Genomic DNA, 15,241 nt, shown 5'->3' with positions numbered 1-15,241 from the left:
CCGGAACCGAAGTGCGTCAGATCGGGAGCAGTCCGATGAGGGTTTCCGACTTTTCGTGGAACGCTTTCTGATCGAGCGCGCTGTCCATGCCGGCGTCGATCTGGCCCATGCGCCGCGCGTACGCGTGCATGGCGTCAGCGGCCAGGCCGATCGTCGCTTTGTAGCGTGTCCGGATGCCGTCGATCTGCCGTTCGGCGAGTTCGTCTTTCATGCATAATCCGACGAGATTGAGGATTTCATCCCCCTCCCGTTCGACATCGTAGACGTGCGGCTCCGTCGCGTCGATCAGGCAGACGCCGAGCTCCGGGAACTGGATGACGTCGATGCTGCCCGCATCCAGACCGCACCAGCCGTATTCCGTGTCGATTCCCCGTTTCTCCGCTTCCGCCGCCAGGGCTTTCATCATTGTCGACTTGCCGGTTCCGGGCAGCGACTTGATGAGGATGCGGCGCTTCGCCGATTTCGTGATGGATGGGATGAAGTCGTAAGCTCCTTTTGCGGACAGGGAGCCGATGATGCGGTGTGTCACGGCGGCATCCTTGTTCAGCCGGATCGTGCCGAACAAGCCGGCGGTGAGCGACTCGGTGATCCGGGCGTGCTCCGGCCAGTCCATGCGCCGTATGTTGACCGCTTCCCATTCGTCATGGATGGCTTTCGCTTCGGCGAGTGCAGTAAGTGCCGTTTCGAGCGCGGCTGCCGCTTCTTCGGTGAGCGCAGCGACCGACGGATTGACGGAACGCAGTTTGGCTTCGTCATAGACATCGTAGAAACTGACGATGCGGTGTTTTCCGCCGAGATCGTTCGGTTCCATGGCAACCGGGCCGGATGCCGATACATAGAGCACGCCGGCCTCTTTGACGTAGATGGCGTCGGTCTTCTCGATGTGCAGCGGACTCCGGAACCGCTCGATGTCGAATCCGCGCTTCACGTAGAGGGCGGCTATGTCGTTCAGCACGCCGGACAGGGCGAATGTCGGCGGGGATTTGATGAACACTGTCGTACCGGCTTCGCGGATCAGGTGTTCATATTTGTGGATGATGCCGTCCCCTGTATAGGCTGTTCCCATCGATTCTGTAATTGTTCCATTCATCGCAACCACCCTTTCTATACTCTTCCTACCTAGCGTATGAAGCAGCGGATGAAAAAAGCACAGCCGATGGAGGGCTGTGCTTTGTGTCTTATAGAAGGGCTTCCGTATCCGGTTCTCCCGCGGCCCGCAGCAGCAGGCGCTGGCATTGGGGCATCGCGTAGTGGACGAACTGCCCGATCAGCAGGGCGATGATGACCGTCCCGATCCCGACCGGTCCCCCGAGCGCCCAGCCGAGCAGCGCGACGATGACTTCGATCGATGTCCGGACGACTTTGACGCTCACATTGAATTTGTGTACGATAAGCAGCATGAGACTGTCCCGCGGCCCTGCGCCCATGTTCGGCGAGACGTATAAGCCGATGCCGTACGACATGATGACGACACCCGCGACGAACATTCCGACGGCGCCTGGAATTGTTGTGACGTCCGGCAGCAGCCAGTTGAACAGATCGATGAACGAGCCGAGCAGCAGCATGTTGAGCCACGTGCCATACTTCGGCCACCTTTTTTGCGCGGCGGCCGTCACGAGGACGATGATCAGCCCGGTGAGGATGCTCCACGACCCGATCGTCAGCCCGATTTTCTGATAAAGCCCGACGTGCAGAACATCCCACGGCCCGATGCCGATGAGCTGCCCTTTAATGGTCATCGCGATGCCGAGGGCGAGAATCATCTGCCCCACTATGAAAAAGATCCACCGCCATTGGCGTAAAGTCAGCATATGCATTCTTCTTTCTATCGCCGGATGATGTACGCCGGCAAAGTTTCTCTGTTTATTGTAGCATATGTCGGTGCGGGCGGGATTGGGACCCGGGGAGCTGGCGTGGGCGCTGCCTGCCTGTTGCCGAGCACTTCCGGACTGGAGTGGGTGATCTCCCCGGCCTGCATGCCCCACAGAAAATGCTTTGCGCAGCAAAGCACACAAGCTGAAGGTCTTGTAGATTGGGGGAAGGTCATTTGGTGCGGCCCGAGGGTGCGCGCCGGGACAGGGGCCGGCCGCGGACGGAAGGGGTTATGAGCGGTTTCTGCGATTTATGAGCGTTTTTGCGAGTTTATGAGCGTTTTTTGCGATTTATGAGCGTTTCAGCGGATTTATGAGCGTTTTTTGAGATTTATGAGCGCTTTCCAAGATTTATGAGCGTTCGCACAACAGCCGGGCACCCACTATTCATTTACACAAATCCACAAACGTCCCGCCGGTCGCTTCGGCATAATCATCAGGCTTCAGTTTCATCTGGAAACCCGGTTTACCGGCGCTGGCGTATAGAGACGGCTTGGCTGCGGCGGATTCGTCGATGAAGACGGGGAGCTGTTTTTTCATGCCGATCGCGGAACAGCCGCCGCGCACGTAGCCTGTGACAGCGGTGAGCTGCTTCAGCGGGAGCATTTCGATCTTCTTCTCACCCGCCGCCCGCGCTGCTTTCTTCAAGTCGAGTTCGCGGACGACCGGGATGACAAAGACATAATAGCGTTCGGGGCCCGCTGTCGCGACGAGTGTTTTGTAGACATCGGCCTCGTTACCGCCGTCCGCCGCCGCGTTTGCGTCTTCCGACAGATCCCGCTCCAACAGTTCGTGCGGGATGCCAAGCGATTCCAAAATGCGGATTGCGTTCGTTTTGATGTGCTTGTTCTTTTTCGCCATGTGCTCCGGCTCCTTCCTCTATCCAAAAAGACCCGCCACAAATGGGCGGGTCCAGATTCACTATCACTTATGCCGTCAGGAAATACGCGGGCTGGGCGACTTCGTAGCCTTGTTCCCGTGCTCCCGTTTGTACGGAATAGGCAGCGGCGGCCTGTTCGTACAGGTCGCGTTCCGCTCCGGTCACTGCCGGTTGTGCAGGGATCATGCCTTCCGTCCGTTCCTCGAGCGCCGCTTCGGCAAGCTGGGCCGAGCGGAGACGGTCTTCGAGTGCGAGCTGTGCCTGCGCTTCCATGATTTTCGCGGAAGCGGCTGCGGCGAGCTGGTGGTCCACCTCTGCCGGCTCCGACGCGGACAGCGCTTCCCGGCGGACGTTCCGCCAGCTGTCGATCGTCTCTTCGAGCGTTTCGCCGAGCGGCAGTGCGACCTGCTTCAGCTGGCCGGCGCCGAGTTTGCGGAATGGTTCTGCAGCCTGTGTTTCAACGGCTGACTGCATCTGACGGACGGCCGCTTCCCGCTTCTCTTCGTTGCCGCGTGTGTAGGCGGCGTCCCGGGTATAGGCGGTTTCCGCTCGCAGTCGGCCGGCCTGGCCGTTCTGCATGGGTGCGGTCACCGATGGATAACTTGTAATGGATACCATACGCTCACCTCCGGACGAGTTTTGTTAGTTTCATTATATACCAGCAGTGCGATGCCTTCCTTGAGACGAAGGCAGCTTTTTTTACTTATCGAATAGTTTCTTCAGCGCATCCGCCATTGCAGTGTTTTCCGGTTCTTCGTGCTCCTGCTTCTTAAGGTACTTCTGGACGTCGCGCTTATCAGCCTTTTTACCTGTACTTTGCGCCCGCCGTTTTTCGAACGCTGACAGTTTTTCGCGGTAGCCGCATTTGCAGACGAAGATCTTGCCGTCGCCGTGTCCGCGCAGCTCGAGCTTTTTCTTGCAGTTCGGGCAGCGGGCGTTCGTCAAGGTGGAGACGGTCTGGCGGTGTCCGCACTCGCGGTCCTGGCAGACGAGCATCTTGCCTCGCTTGCCATTCACTTCGAGCATCGGCTTGCCGCAGTCCGGGCACATCTTGCCGGTGACGTTATCGTGTTTGAATTTCTTATCGTCCGCCTGGATATCACGGATCGTCTTTTTCGAGAAGTCGACCATCCCGCGGATGAACTGATCTTTCTTCAGCTTGCCTGCGGCGATTTTGGACAGGTCGTTCTCCCATTCCGCTGTCAGCGCGGGTGACTTCAAGTCTTCCGGGACGAGCTCGAGCAGCTGGCGCCCCTTGGAAGTGGTGTAAATGTCATTCCCTCTTTTTTCGATGACAAACATGCCGAACAGCCGCTCGATGACGTCTGCACGCGTCGCCACGGTGCCGAGTCCGCCCGTTTCGCCGATTGTTCTGATCAATTCCTTCGACTCCCCAGCCATGAACTGCGACGGATTTTCCATTGCGGCGAGCAATGTCCCTTCATTGAAACGGGCAGGCGGCTTCGTCTTGCCTTCCGTCCGGTTGAAGGCACGGATCTGCAGCGTCTCCCCTTTTTTCAGCGCCGGAAGCGCGTCGGTGTCCGCTTCTTCTTCATCAGATGAATAGACCGCTTTCCAGCCTTCATCGGTGATCGTCCGGCCTTTCAATGCGAACGTTTCTTCGCCCGCTTCGAGTTCAGCCGTCAGCTGGTCATAGCGGAACGGCGGATAGAAGACGGCGAGGAACCGTTTGACGATCAGGTCGTACAGACGGCTTTCGGTATCGGACAACGCGTGCAGCGACGGGCTTTCCTCCGTCGGGATGATCGCATGGTGGTCGGACACTTTGCTGTCGTTGATGACACCTTTTTGCGGTTTGAGCGCGCCTTTCCGCAGCAGTGCGTTCACCGCTTTCCGGTACGGCCCGATCTCGACCGCTTTCACCCGGTCCTTCAGCGTATTTTCCATGTCGCCCGTCAGATGCTTCGAGTCCGTCCGCGGGTACGTCACCGCTTTGTGGCGCTCATACAGGTTCTGCAAGGTCGACAGCGTTTCCTTCGCGGACCATGACCAGCGGCGGTGCGCTTCCTTCTGCAGCTCGGTCAAGTCGAACAGCGGCGGCGCCGGCTGTGACTTCGGCGTCGCATTGACGTCGGTGATCCGGCCTTCCGTGACCGATTCAAGCGCACTGAATTTCCGGTTGATGACGGTTTCATCGAATACTTGCGTCTGCCCTTTCGCATCGCGCCATGTGAAACGGCCGGCTTCGGTCAGCGCCTGGATGCCCCAGTACGGTTTCGGCTGGAACTGCTGGATCTGTTTTTCGCGTTCCGCAATCATCGCAAGTGTCGGCGTCTGCACCCGGCCGGTCGACAGCTGGGCATTGTGCTTCACAGTGAGCGCACGGGTCGCGTTGATGCCGACGACCCAGTCCGCTTCCGCACGCGCAGCGGCCGCTTCATACAGGTTGTCATACGCTTTGCCGTCTTTCAGGTTCGCGAAACCGTCTGTGATGGCCTTGTCGGTGACGGATGAAATCCAGAGTCGCTTGATCGGCTTGCGGTTTTTCGCAAGTTCGAGGATCCAGCGGGCGACGAGCTCCCCTTCGCGCCCGGCGTCTGTCGCGATGATGACGTCTTTCACGTCATCGCGGCGCAGCAGCGCTTTGACGGCGTTGTATTGTTTCGTCGTCTGTTTGATGGGCGTCAGCTTGAACGGTTCCGGGATGATCGGCAGGTGCTCCATCTTCCACTCTTTGTATTCGCTGCCGTAGCCTTCCGGATCTGCATGGGTGACGAGGTGGCCGAGTGTCCATGTGACGATGTACCGGTCCCCTTCGAGGAAGCCGTTCCCTTTTTTATGACAGCCGAGCACGCGCGCGATGTCGCGGGCGACGGATGGTTTTTCTGCAAGTACGAGTGATTTTGCCATGTTGAATCCCCTTTCAGTTGTGTCCATTATACGCAATCGCCGCATGCTTTTCAGGTTTCATCCACCAAAAAGCCCGCCCGCCGGAATTCCGGTGCGGACGGGCGTTTCCTGCTTATTGTTCGTCGATCATGCCGACAGTGAGGGACTTGCCCATTTCCGTGTATTTCACGAATACACGGGCGAGTTCTTTCAGGCGGTCATGGACGTTTTCGTCTATGATTTTGCCCGTTTCGTCGAAATGGTCGCGGTGCGTGTAGACGTAGTTCGGCGTCACGAGGCACCGGAAGTAGTCGAGGATCGGTTTCATCTGGTTCTCGACGACGAGATGATGCTGGTAAGTGCCCCCGTTCGCGACGATCGATACCGGTTTGTACCGCATCGTGCGCGGCGGCAGCATGTCGAACGCGTTTTTCAGCACGCCGGGGATCGAGCCCTGGAATACCGGTGTCGCAATCACATAGCCATCCGCTTCTTCGAACTTGCGGACGAGCTTCTGCATGTCTTCGTTGTATTGGTCGGCCGGGCGCCCGTCGACGAACTGATGGTCATAATCCGCGAAACTGAGCCGCTCCATTTCAAATCCGCAGCCCGTTTCCTCGATATATGTCTCGACAGTATCGAGCACGACGCCCGTTTTGCTGCCGATAATGGTCCCGTCCACAAACAAAACTTTCACAATGACCGTACCCCCTAGTAATTTTCTCCTTCTTCATCCTATCAGAAAGGACGGTCCTTGACCCGGAATCCGCTCGCTGCCGCTTCGGTCAATCTGGCTGTATCGGCGGTGGTGCTTCTCCCGGCAGAGGGGATTTTCCTTTTCCCGACTCTTCCAGGAAACGCTTTTCGACATTCGCGAGCGCCGCTTCATCCCCGCCTCTTTCTTCCGCAATGCGCTCCTTCGCCCGCTCGATCTGCTTGACGGGATGCGACAGGGCGACGACCGTGTCCCCTGCATACGCCTGCAGTTCTTCGTTCGGCGTGTAGAATACCACGCTGCCGTCTTCCCGGAGAATGTACAGCAGGACGGAGCGGTCATCGCGCTCCCTCAAATATTGCGTGTAGCTGTATTGTTTGGACAGTGCCGTCTTGCGGAACACGTGGCCGAGATTCATGCGCTCTTCCAGGTCGTAGATCGACAGCGCCGGCGTGAACAGCGTCCGTCCGCCCGTCACATTGAACGATTCGACCCCTTTGCCGACATGGAATGCCGTCTGGAATAAATTCTCACGGCCGATATCATACAGGAAGTCGGCGCAAATGTGGGCATTGTACGTATCCGCTTTCGTCATCGCGAGCATGTAGCGGTACGGGGTCAGGTCGAGATTGTACTCCGTCTGTTCCGAGAGGATGTCCCCGACGTGGCTGGGCATTCCGAGTTTGCGCGCGTGGGACAGCCCTGCCCACGAGTTGTCGATCATCAGCACGGCGTTCCCTGTCTCTTCAACCGATCTAGCGAGCTCCGCTCCGAATTTCGTGCCGCCGACAATGAGGACACCCGATTCGTCGGTCGTTGTCAGGTTGAGCCGGCGCGCGATCGGTCCGATGGAGAAGCCGTGCAGGACGACGGTCGACAGGACTAGCGCGAATGTCAGCGCCGTCAGCAGTTCCGCGTCTCTATAACCGTTCTCGAGCAGGATCGATGCGAAGTAGCCGGATACGGTGAGCGCCACGATGCCGCGCGGGGCGATCCAGCCGATCAGGTGCCGCTCCCGGTACGTCAGATCGGTGCCGATGGTCGAAATCCAGATGGACAGCGGCCGGACGATGAACAGCATCGCGAGCACGTAGAGGATGATGTGCCAGTCCGCAATCTCGATGAGCACGTGCGGGTTGAGCGACGCCGTCAGCATGACGAAGATGCCCGATATGAGGAGTACGGAAATGTTCTCCTTGAACTGGCGGATATCGTGGATGGACGTCAGGTGCATGTTGGCCATGACAATTCCCATTGCCGTGACAGCGAGCAGGCCGGTTTCGTGCATGACTTCGTCTGATACGACGAACGCGAACAGCACGACGGCGAACAGCACGGGCGCCTTCAGGAACTCCGGGACCGCCCCTTTTTCGAATGCCGCACCGAGGATGCGGGCGGACGCCCAGCCGATGAATACCGCGAACAGCGAGGCGGCCGCGAACAGGCCGAGCGCACCGAGCGTCACCTGGGCGTTCATGAATTTGATGAATTCAAAAGCGAAGACCGCGAGCAGCGCGCCGAACGGGTCGACGATGATCCCTTCCCACTTCAGGAGTGCCGCCGGGCGCGGTTTCAGCTTAGCCTGCCGGAGCATCGGCAAAATCACTGTCGGGCCGGTGACGATGAACAGGCCGCCGATGACGAATGCGACTGCCCACGAGAGGCCCGCCAAATAATGCGCAGCGAGCGATCCGGCGATCCACGCAATGAACGCTCCCGCCGTCACGATGCGTGTCAGCGGTTTGCTGAATCCTTTGATCTCCCGGAAGTCGAGGTTGAGGCTCCCTTCGAACAGGATGATGGCCACGGCGAAGGAGATGATCGGACTGAACAGGTCCCCCATCGACTCTTTCGGATTAATGAAGCCGAGGACCGGTCCGGCGAGGAGTCCTGCAATCGCCATGACGACGATCGCCGGGAGCCGGAACCGCCAGGCCACCCATTGGGACAGGATGCCGATCAGAACGACGAGCATGAGATCGGCCGTTAGTGATCCTATCATTCGGTTTTCGCCACTCCTTCCACGGTGAAATTTCGTTATAGTGTACCACATTCAGTTTTGGAAACAACTGATATACATAGAGTGTGAGATGGGCAGGTGGACTTGAGCGCTTTTGGCTTGCTCTTGAGCGTTTCAGGCACATGCTTGAGCGCTTCCGATCTGCGCTTGAGCGTTCCGGCACTGGCTTGAGCGTTCCGGCACTGGCTTGAGCGTTCCGGCACTGGCTTGAGCGTTTTCGACTTCCGCTTGAGCGTTTCCCACTTCCGCTTGAGCGTTCTGCATATCTTCGTCCCGCTTTTCATAGAGTGGACAGCAAGAGATTGCAAGAAAGGATGATTCCCATTACAGCGAAACAGACGAAGCTGATTGCATTTGACTTATCATCGACTGATGAAAACTGCGGATATCCTGTGCGGCGGGCGCTCCGGATCGCCGAAGAGCTCGCGGAAGAAGCGTCTGCGGTGTTCATCACCCGCGCCGGCCTTCCGATCCCTGACCAATACCGGTGTGTACAGGCCGCTACGCAGCGCGACCTGCTGAGTGCGCTTTCGTTTCTCAAACCCGACCTGCTCATCCGCGACAGCGGCAGCACATCGAGAGAGGAAGCGGAAGCCGTACAGAAACTTGTGCCGTCCCTCCTCCACTTCGACGACTTCGGGGAAGGCGGACAGGCCGCCGATTTTGTGATCCAGACATTATATGGAGAATTCGATACGAGTGTGACCGATTCCTATAAAACCGGCATCGGGACGTTTTTGACGGATGCGCGGGCTGCGGACTTGCGGCGTCAGCGGGAAAAGCAGACGCCTGGCGATCCGCCCCGTCTGCTGATCGCGTTCGGAGAAACGGATCCCGGCAATCTGACGTTCCGCGCACTCCGCCACGTCATGAACCTGCAGATCCCGCTCAGCGTGACGATCCTGCTCGGGACATCCTACGCCCATGATGCGAGTTCACTACGCATGATGGCGCTCAGCCGGCGCAATACGGCCATCAAAAAAGCGCCGCATGATTTCCTGAGCCTTGCGGCGGAGGCGGATATCGTCCTGTGCGGCGGCGGCTACATGCCGTATGACGCGGCGAGTCTCGGCGTCCCATGCATCATCCTCGCCCAGAATCCGTTCGAATCCGAGCTGCAGTTCCCGTCCGACCGCGATGGGTTCACGCATCTCGGGCTCGGCCGCAAAGTGAAGCAGTCGAACTTGCTGAATGCGATCATGGAGCCGCTTCTGCATGATTCGCTGCGCCAGCGCGACATCGACCGCCAGCTCACCCTGCCGCTCGGCGAAGAAGCGGACAGCGTGTTCGAGACGATCCGCTACCTGCTCGATCACCCGAAACGGTCCGTCCCCGGCAAGCCGGTTCCCGATGTGGTAAACTGAGTAAAACCGCAGCAGGAGGCAGGGACTTATGACCAAATCACAGATCGAATCGGAGATCGCAGAACTGAAGATGGACTACATCAGCCTTCAAGGTGATATCGAGAAACTCGAATCGACCGGGCATGGCGATTCTGTCCAGAAAGCTGAAGCGCGTCTTGCCAAGATGGAAGACCGACTCTCAGAACTCAACCGCCAGCTCGCTGAATTATCCTGATCATGTCAAAACCTCTTGTCTGTCAATCCGGCAAGAGGTTTTTTCATTCATTCAATAGGACGTCAGCTTCAGCCATTCCTGCAGGGCATAAATAATGCGCTGCGGTTTAGTCAGTTTGCTCTGGTAGTCTTCGATGTTAAGCGTATACAAGGCGTCTTCGTTGTCCCACAGCCTTGTGAAGTAGGCATCGAGTTCACCTGCGAGCTTGCTGTCAGACGGTGCAATGACGTACAGATCGTTCTCCAGGTTGTAGTTGTCGAGAGTCCTCTCGGTCAGGTTCGCGGACCCGTTCAGCACGTGGACATCTCCCGCGCGCTCCACCATTACGAGTTTCGTGTGGAACTGACCGACGACGGTATTGTACCAGCGCACATCGATCCGGCCGCCGCTGTCCTCGATGAGTTTCTGCACGACGGGCCGGTTCGGCAGGCCGGATTTCTCGTTGCCGAAGGAGTTCTTGTTCGGGTCGAGGATCAGTTTGACTTCGACACCCCGCTTCGCCGCTTCGGTCACTTCCTTGACGACATCCGGCTCTGCGATGAAGAACATCGCCATGCGGATCCGGTCGCCTTTCCCGGCGGCTTTCAGTTCACTCATGAGCAGGTCTTTCACTTTCTTCTCCGTCACATACTGGATGGCGTATTCCCCGTCTTCCGGCTCTTCCGCCTTCACGCGCGGCAGCGTCTGCCCCGTCTCGCCTTTCGTGTAATTGACGACCGCTTCCTCGGCGGCGATCATGTCGTTGATAATCGGGCCGTGCACTTTGAACGCGACGTTGCCATGGAATCCGCTCGCGTCATGCGGGTTGCCCGACGTGACGAGCCCCGCCTTCTCCGTCGCAATCATCTTGCGGTGGTTCGACTTCACGTTGAGCAGTTCGACGTAGGAAGCGAGCCGGAACTTCGGTGCTTCCGAAGCCATGGCGTTCGGAATCCAGCCTTTGCCGCCGATATCCCCCCAACGGAAGATCGTCCGGTACAGCCCTGAGTAGAGCGGCATTGAATCCCTTAGCGGCTCCAGATCGGTGATGACGACTTCGACGCCGGCCTCTTTCAATTTGGTTAACCATTTCGACGGATAGGATCCGTATCCTGTGTTCACGGGATCGGTGACGAAGACGATCGGCAGTTCCGGATTCGCCCGCTTCTTCTCGACGAGTTTCTTTGTCAGCGTCTCCGCGATCTTCGGGAAATCGATGTCTTCGTCGGAATAATGATCCATCAGGAAGAAATCGAGGATGATGAAGTCTTCCGCTTCGTCGATCATCGAATAGACTTCATCGAATATATGAAGTTCGTGCTGCATGCCGTCCCCTTTTTTATCCTGGGCATAGGTGAGGTCGGTGAACATCTCCACATCGTCCGTCCGGTGGAGACTGCCTGCATAATCGATGCCCTCCGGCAGCGGCTTATATGTATGATAGATGATTTCGGCTGCATAGATGACGAGGAACACCGCAAGAGCGCTCCATAGGATCTTGCGCGTCGTGCCGGACAGCCGTTTCTTCTTTTTCGTTCGTTTCCCTTTCTTCCCCATCGTGCTCCCCCTCGCGTTGCTTCCATCACTGACACATTCCCTTTCAGAGTAGCATGCAAACGCACAGCAAAAAAGACTCCCCCTGGTCGATTCAGGGAGAGCCTTTGAGAAGTTTCTATCAAGCCTGTCAGGCGATAACAAGATCGCTGACGGCCTGGTCTTGCGTCAACAGTTCCTTCAAATACTTTTTGGCGCGGAACAGTCGGGATTTCACTGTTCCAATCGACACTTGCATCTTCTCGGCGATCTCGATGAGCGAATACTGGTTGACGTAGAAGTATTCGATCGTCGTTTTGTAGATGGTGTCGAGCTGGTCGATCTTGCTGCGGACAGCAGCACGCAGGTCCTGCTGTTCCACGAGCTCGCCCGGCAGCGGACTTCCGCTCGGCACGAGGTCGAGCAGCGGGATGTCAAGCGTGTCCGGCTGGTTCATGACGTATTTGCTGCGGCGCACGTCCTTGCGGTAGCGGTCGCGGAATGTGTTCATGCAGATCGTCGTCAGCCATGCTTTCATGCGGTCGACGCCTTCCATACGGCCGCTCGACCGGACGACTTTCACCCAGACGTCCTGCATCAGATCTTCGGCTTCTTCTTTGTTCCGTGTCAGTTTCAGACACAAATGGTATAAGTAACGTCCATATTCTTCATGCAGTTCGTCTAATGTCGGGTTCATCGTCCAACGCCTCCGTGTTCTAGCTGTTATCTACAGTATGCGTGATAACGGGCGGGCGAACTATCGGAGTTTCTTTCAGTTACCTTACAAACGTGTAAGGTGGGATCGTCATGCTTCGTCTTCGACCGCTTCGTCGGGACGGCGTGTGATCTTGAGGCGGACGATCCGGTTGCGGTCCATTTCCTCGATCTCGAACAGCAGCGGTCCATACGTGAACCGCTCGCCGGGATCCGGCACGTGGTCAAGTTCCTGGAATGCGAATCCGCCGATCGTCTCGTTCTCTGTCGGCAGGTCGATGCCGAGCAGCGCGACTGCCTCTTCGATTTCGAGGCGGCCCTGGCAGACGAGCGTGTCTTCCGTATGCTCGTAGATGAGCGCGTCTTCCGTTTCATCGGTCTCATCTTCGATCTCCTGGCCGATCATTTCCTCAATGATGTCTTCGTGGGTGACGATGCCGAGTGTGCCTCCGTATTCGTCGAGGACGATCGCCATATGCTTCTTGTGCGCGAGCATCATCTTGAACACCTTTTCGACGCTCGCCGTCTGCACGACGAACAGCGGATCCCGGTCGATCATGTCTTCGAACGGCAGCTCAGGTTCGATGGACCATTCGATCAGCCGCTTCGAATAGAACACGCCGATGATCTTGTCGATGCTTTCTTCATAGATCGGATAGCGGGTGTAGAAGTACTCGAGGACGGTGCCTCGGACTTCTTCGTACGTCGACTCGAGCGGCAGCGCCACGACGTCTGTCCGGTGGGTCCCCATGACGTCCGACACGTCTTTCTCCGGGAAATCGAGCACGCCCTTCAGACGGAGGGACTCGTCCTGCTGGAACGTCCCCTCGACCGAGGCGATATCGACCATCGACCGCAGATCCTCTTTCGTCAGCGTCGCTTCCTTCACTTTCCCTTTCGACAGGATGCGGATAAAGAGATTTGTGAACAGGGCGAGCAGGAACGTCAGCGGCGTCATCAGTTTGACGATGACCGTGATGATCGGCGACACCATGTACGCGAGTGTTTCCGCGAATGTCGCGGCGATGGTCTTCGGCAGCACCTCGCCGAAGATGATCAGGATGACGGTCAGGACTCCGGTCATCAGCCCGAGCGGAAGTCCTTTGTCGATGGCGATCTTCGTGACGATGGTCGGCATCATGATGTTGGCGACGTTATTGCCGATCAGGATGGCGGTGATCATCCGGTCGGGTTTCGAGACGAGCGCACGGAGCCGGATCGCTTTAGGATCCCCCTGCTCGGCACGCATCTGGATTCGCATGCGGTTCACTGCGGTAAGTGCGGTTTCACTTCCTGATAAGAAAAATGACATCACCAAAAAGAAAGCAAGTGCGATGAACAAGGGCGATTCCTCCTGATAAATTTCCTGTTCCGTTCCGAGATACAGTGCTGACGTCCGCGATGGACAACAGGTTGCATACCGGGGAACGATTTTTGGTATGTATCCGAATTTCTAAGCTGTTGCAACAGTATAGCATATGCTTCCAGTGAATACGGCTGCGGAAGTCTCCTCTTGTTAGAATTCACAGAAACTCTGCTATACTTGAGGAATCAGCACCGCTGGCCGCACTCCGCAACGGACTGCCGGAGCAAGCGGGCAGGCAGCAGCGGGAATTGTTTCTGCTATTCCCGCCCTGCCGTCACTTTAACCGAAATGAGGGGATTTTCATGGCAACGATGGATCAACTGAATGGGTACTTTGAACAGCACCGCGAAACACACTTGAATGAGCTCAAGGAGTTCCTGAGCATTCCGAGCATCAGCGCACTTTCCGAACACAAAGAGGACATGACGAAAGCCGCCGATTGGCTGGCGGCATCCCTGAAACAGGCAGGCCTTGAAAACGTGTCGATCGAACCGACCGGCGGCCACCCTGCCGTCTATGCGGACTGGCTCCATGCAGAAGGCCAGCCGACGATCCTCATCTACGGACACTACGACGTCCAGCCAGTCGACCCGCTGAACCTGTGGGACAGCGCGCCGTTCGAACCGGAAGTGCGCGAAGGCAAACTGTTCGCCCGCGGTGCGACCGATGACAAAGGTCAAGTGTTCATGCATGTGAAAGCGGTCGAAGCGCTCATGCAGCTGGACGGCAAGCTTCCGATCAACGTAAAGTTCATCATCGAAGGTGAAGAGGAAGTCGGCAGTCCAAACCTCGTCGCATTCATCAAAGACAATAAGGACAGGCTCGCAGCCGACACGATCGTCATTTCCGATACGGCGCTGTATGCCCCTGGCCAGCCGGCGATCTGTTATGCACTGCGCGGCTTGAGCGGCGTGCAGATCGATGTCCATGGCGCGAAGAGCGACCTGCACTCCGGCGTGTACGGCGGCGGTGTGCCGAATCCGATACATGCGGTTGCGGAAATCCTCGCATCGTTCCACGACAAGGAAGGGACGATTTTGGTCGAAGACTTCTATGAAAATGTGCGTCCGCTGAGCGATGATGAGCGGCAGGCATACAAAGAATTGAATTTCGATGAAGAAGAACAGCGTAAGGAGCTTGGTGTCCCTGCACTCTTCGGTGAACCGGGCTATTCGTTCCTCGAGCGCACATCCGCTCGCCCGACTCTCGAAGTGAACGGGGTATTCGGCGGGTTCAGCGGCGAAGGCATCAAGACCGTCCTTCCTGCAGAAGCGGGCGCGAAGATCACATGCCGTCTTGTCCCTGACCAGACACCGGGCGAAATCGTCAACAAACTGAAAGCCCATGTCGAAAAGCATAAGCCGGAAGGGGTGACTGTGATCGTCACGCCGTTCGACCAAGGCCTCCCGTACATCACACCGTTCGATCATCCGGCACTCGAAGCGGCGAGCCGCTCGTATGAAAAGGTGTATGAAGTGCCGACGGTCTACACTCGCGGAGGCGGGTCGATCCCGATTGTTGCGGATTTCGATGCCATCCTCGGCCTCCCGGTCGTCCTGATGGGCTTCGGTCTCGAAACCGAAAACCTGCACGGACCGAATGAACACTTGACACTGGAAAACTTCGACAAAGGCTTGCGCGTCCTCGGTGACTATTACGAAGAATTGGCCGGCCTGACGAAAGACCAGCTGAAGAAGTAAATGAATGTTAAAAAACGCCCTGTTCCGATACCGGA

13 protein-coding genes are annotated in these 15,241 nt (G+C 57.3%); 3 read left to right on the top strand and 10 right to left on the bottom strand.

Annotated elements, in window-relative coordinates; genetic code table 11:
* Positions 1 to 16: 16 nt before the first annotated feature.
* The 7 genes from NFU03_RS07940 to NFU03_RS07910 form a co-directional block, all read right to left on the bottom strand.
* The gene (locus tag NFU03_RS07940) at positions 17 to 1,090 is read right to left on the bottom strand and encodes a hypothetical protein (RefSeq protein WP_251637666.1); all 1,074 of its coding nucleotides are present in this window, start codon (positions 1,088 to 1,090) and stop codon (positions 17 to 19) included.
* Between the two features lie 88 nt (positions 1,091 to 1,178).
* The gene (locus tag NFU03_RS07935) at positions 1,179 to 1,811 is read right to left on the bottom strand and encodes a YczE/YyaS/YitT family protein (protein ID WP_309296261.1); all 633 of its coding nucleotides are present in this window, start codon (positions 1,809 to 1,811) and stop codon (positions 1,179 to 1,181) included.
* 447 nt (positions 1,812 to 2,258) lie between these two features.
* Entirely contained in the window at positions 2,259 to 2,732 is a 474-nt protein-coding gene (gene ybaK / locus NFU03_RS07930; protein WP_251637663.1) for a Cys-tRNA(Pro) deacylase, read from the bottom strand.
* Between the two features lie 67 nt (positions 2,733 to 2,799).
* Positions 2,800 to 3,369 (bottom strand): hypothetical protein, encoded by a 570-nt coding sequence (locus NFU03_RS07925; protein ID WP_251637662.1) that lies wholly within the window; start codon positions 3,367 to 3,369, stop codon positions 2,800 to 2,802.
* 81 nt (positions 3,370 to 3,450) lie between these two features.
* Positions 3,451 to 5,622: a DNA topoisomerase III gene (locus NFU03_RS07920; protein WP_251637660.1), complete on the bottom strand. Its 2,172-nt coding sequence runs from the start codon at positions 5,620 to 5,622 to the stop codon at positions 3,451 to 3,453.
* A gap of 112 nt (positions 5,623 to 5,734) precedes the next feature.
* Entirely contained in the window at positions 5,735 to 6,298 is a 564-nt protein-coding gene (locus tag NFU03_RS07915; RefSeq protein ID WP_251637659.1) for an NADPH-dependent FMN reductase, read from the bottom strand.
* A gap of 88 nt (positions 6,299 to 6,386) precedes the next feature.
* Entirely contained in the window at positions 6,387 to 8,318 is a 1,932-nt protein-coding gene (locus NFU03_RS07910) for a cation:proton antiporter (protein WP_251637658.1), read from the bottom strand.
* Between the two features lie 332 nt (positions 8,319 to 8,650).
* Here NFU03_RS07910 and NFU03_RS07905 point away from each other — a divergent pair, with 332 nt between their 5' ends.
* Together NFU03_RS07905 and NFU03_RS07900 are read left to right on the top strand one after the other, a co-directional pair.
* The gene (locus NFU03_RS07905) at positions 8,651 to 9,700 is read left to right on the top strand and encodes a hypothetical protein (protein WP_251637657.1); all 1,050 of its coding nucleotides are present in this window, start codon (positions 8,651 to 8,653) and stop codon (positions 9,698 to 9,700) included.
* 28 nt (positions 9,701 to 9,728) lie between these two features.
* On the top strand, positions 9,729 to 9,914 hold the full coding sequence (locus tag NFU03_RS07900; protein ID WP_251637655.1) for an SE1832 family protein: 186 nt from the start codon (positions 9,729 to 9,731) through the stop codon (positions 9,912 to 9,914).
* A gap of 51 nt (positions 9,915 to 9,965) precedes the next feature.
* Here the strand turns inward: NFU03_RS07900 and NFU03_RS07895 are convergent, their stop codons facing one another.
* The 3 genes from NFU03_RS07895 to NFU03_RS07885 form a co-directional block, all read right to left on the bottom strand.
* The gene (locus NFU03_RS07895; protein ID WP_251637653.1) at positions 9,966 to 11,450 is read right to left on the bottom strand and encodes a phospholipase D family protein; all 1,485 of its coding nucleotides are present in this window, start codon (positions 11,448 to 11,450) and stop codon (positions 9,966 to 9,968) included.
* 127 nt (positions 11,451 to 11,577) lie between these two features.
* Entirely contained in the window at positions 11,578 to 12,123 is a 546-nt protein-coding gene (locus NFU03_RS07890) for an RNA polymerase sigma factor (RefSeq protein WP_251637651.1), read from the bottom strand.
* 108 nt (positions 12,124 to 12,231) lie between these two features.
* Positions 12,232 to 13,482: a hemolysin family protein gene (locus tag NFU03_RS07885; RefSeq protein WP_251637649.1), complete on the bottom strand. Its 1,251-nt coding sequence runs from the start codon at positions 13,480 to 13,482 to the stop codon at positions 12,232 to 12,234.
* 326 nt (positions 13,483 to 13,808) lie between these two features.
* On the opposite strand from NFU03_RS07885, the gene NFU03_RS07880 reads away from it, so the two are divergent.
* The gene (locus NFU03_RS07880; protein WP_251637647.1) at positions 13,809 to 15,206 is read left to right on the top strand and encodes a dipeptidase; all 1,398 of its coding nucleotides are present in this window, start codon (positions 13,809 to 13,811) and stop codon (positions 15,204 to 15,206) included.
* The last annotated feature ends 35 nt before the right edge of the window (positions 15,207 to 15,241 follow it).

The sequence above is a fragment of the Sporosarcina sp. NCCP-2716 genome (genome assembly GCF_023707985.1).
Classification (GTDB): domain Bacteria; phylum Bacillota; class Bacilli; order Bacillales_A; family Planococcaceae; genus Sporosarcina.
This window is presented reverse-complemented; position numbering and strand designations above follow the sequence as displayed.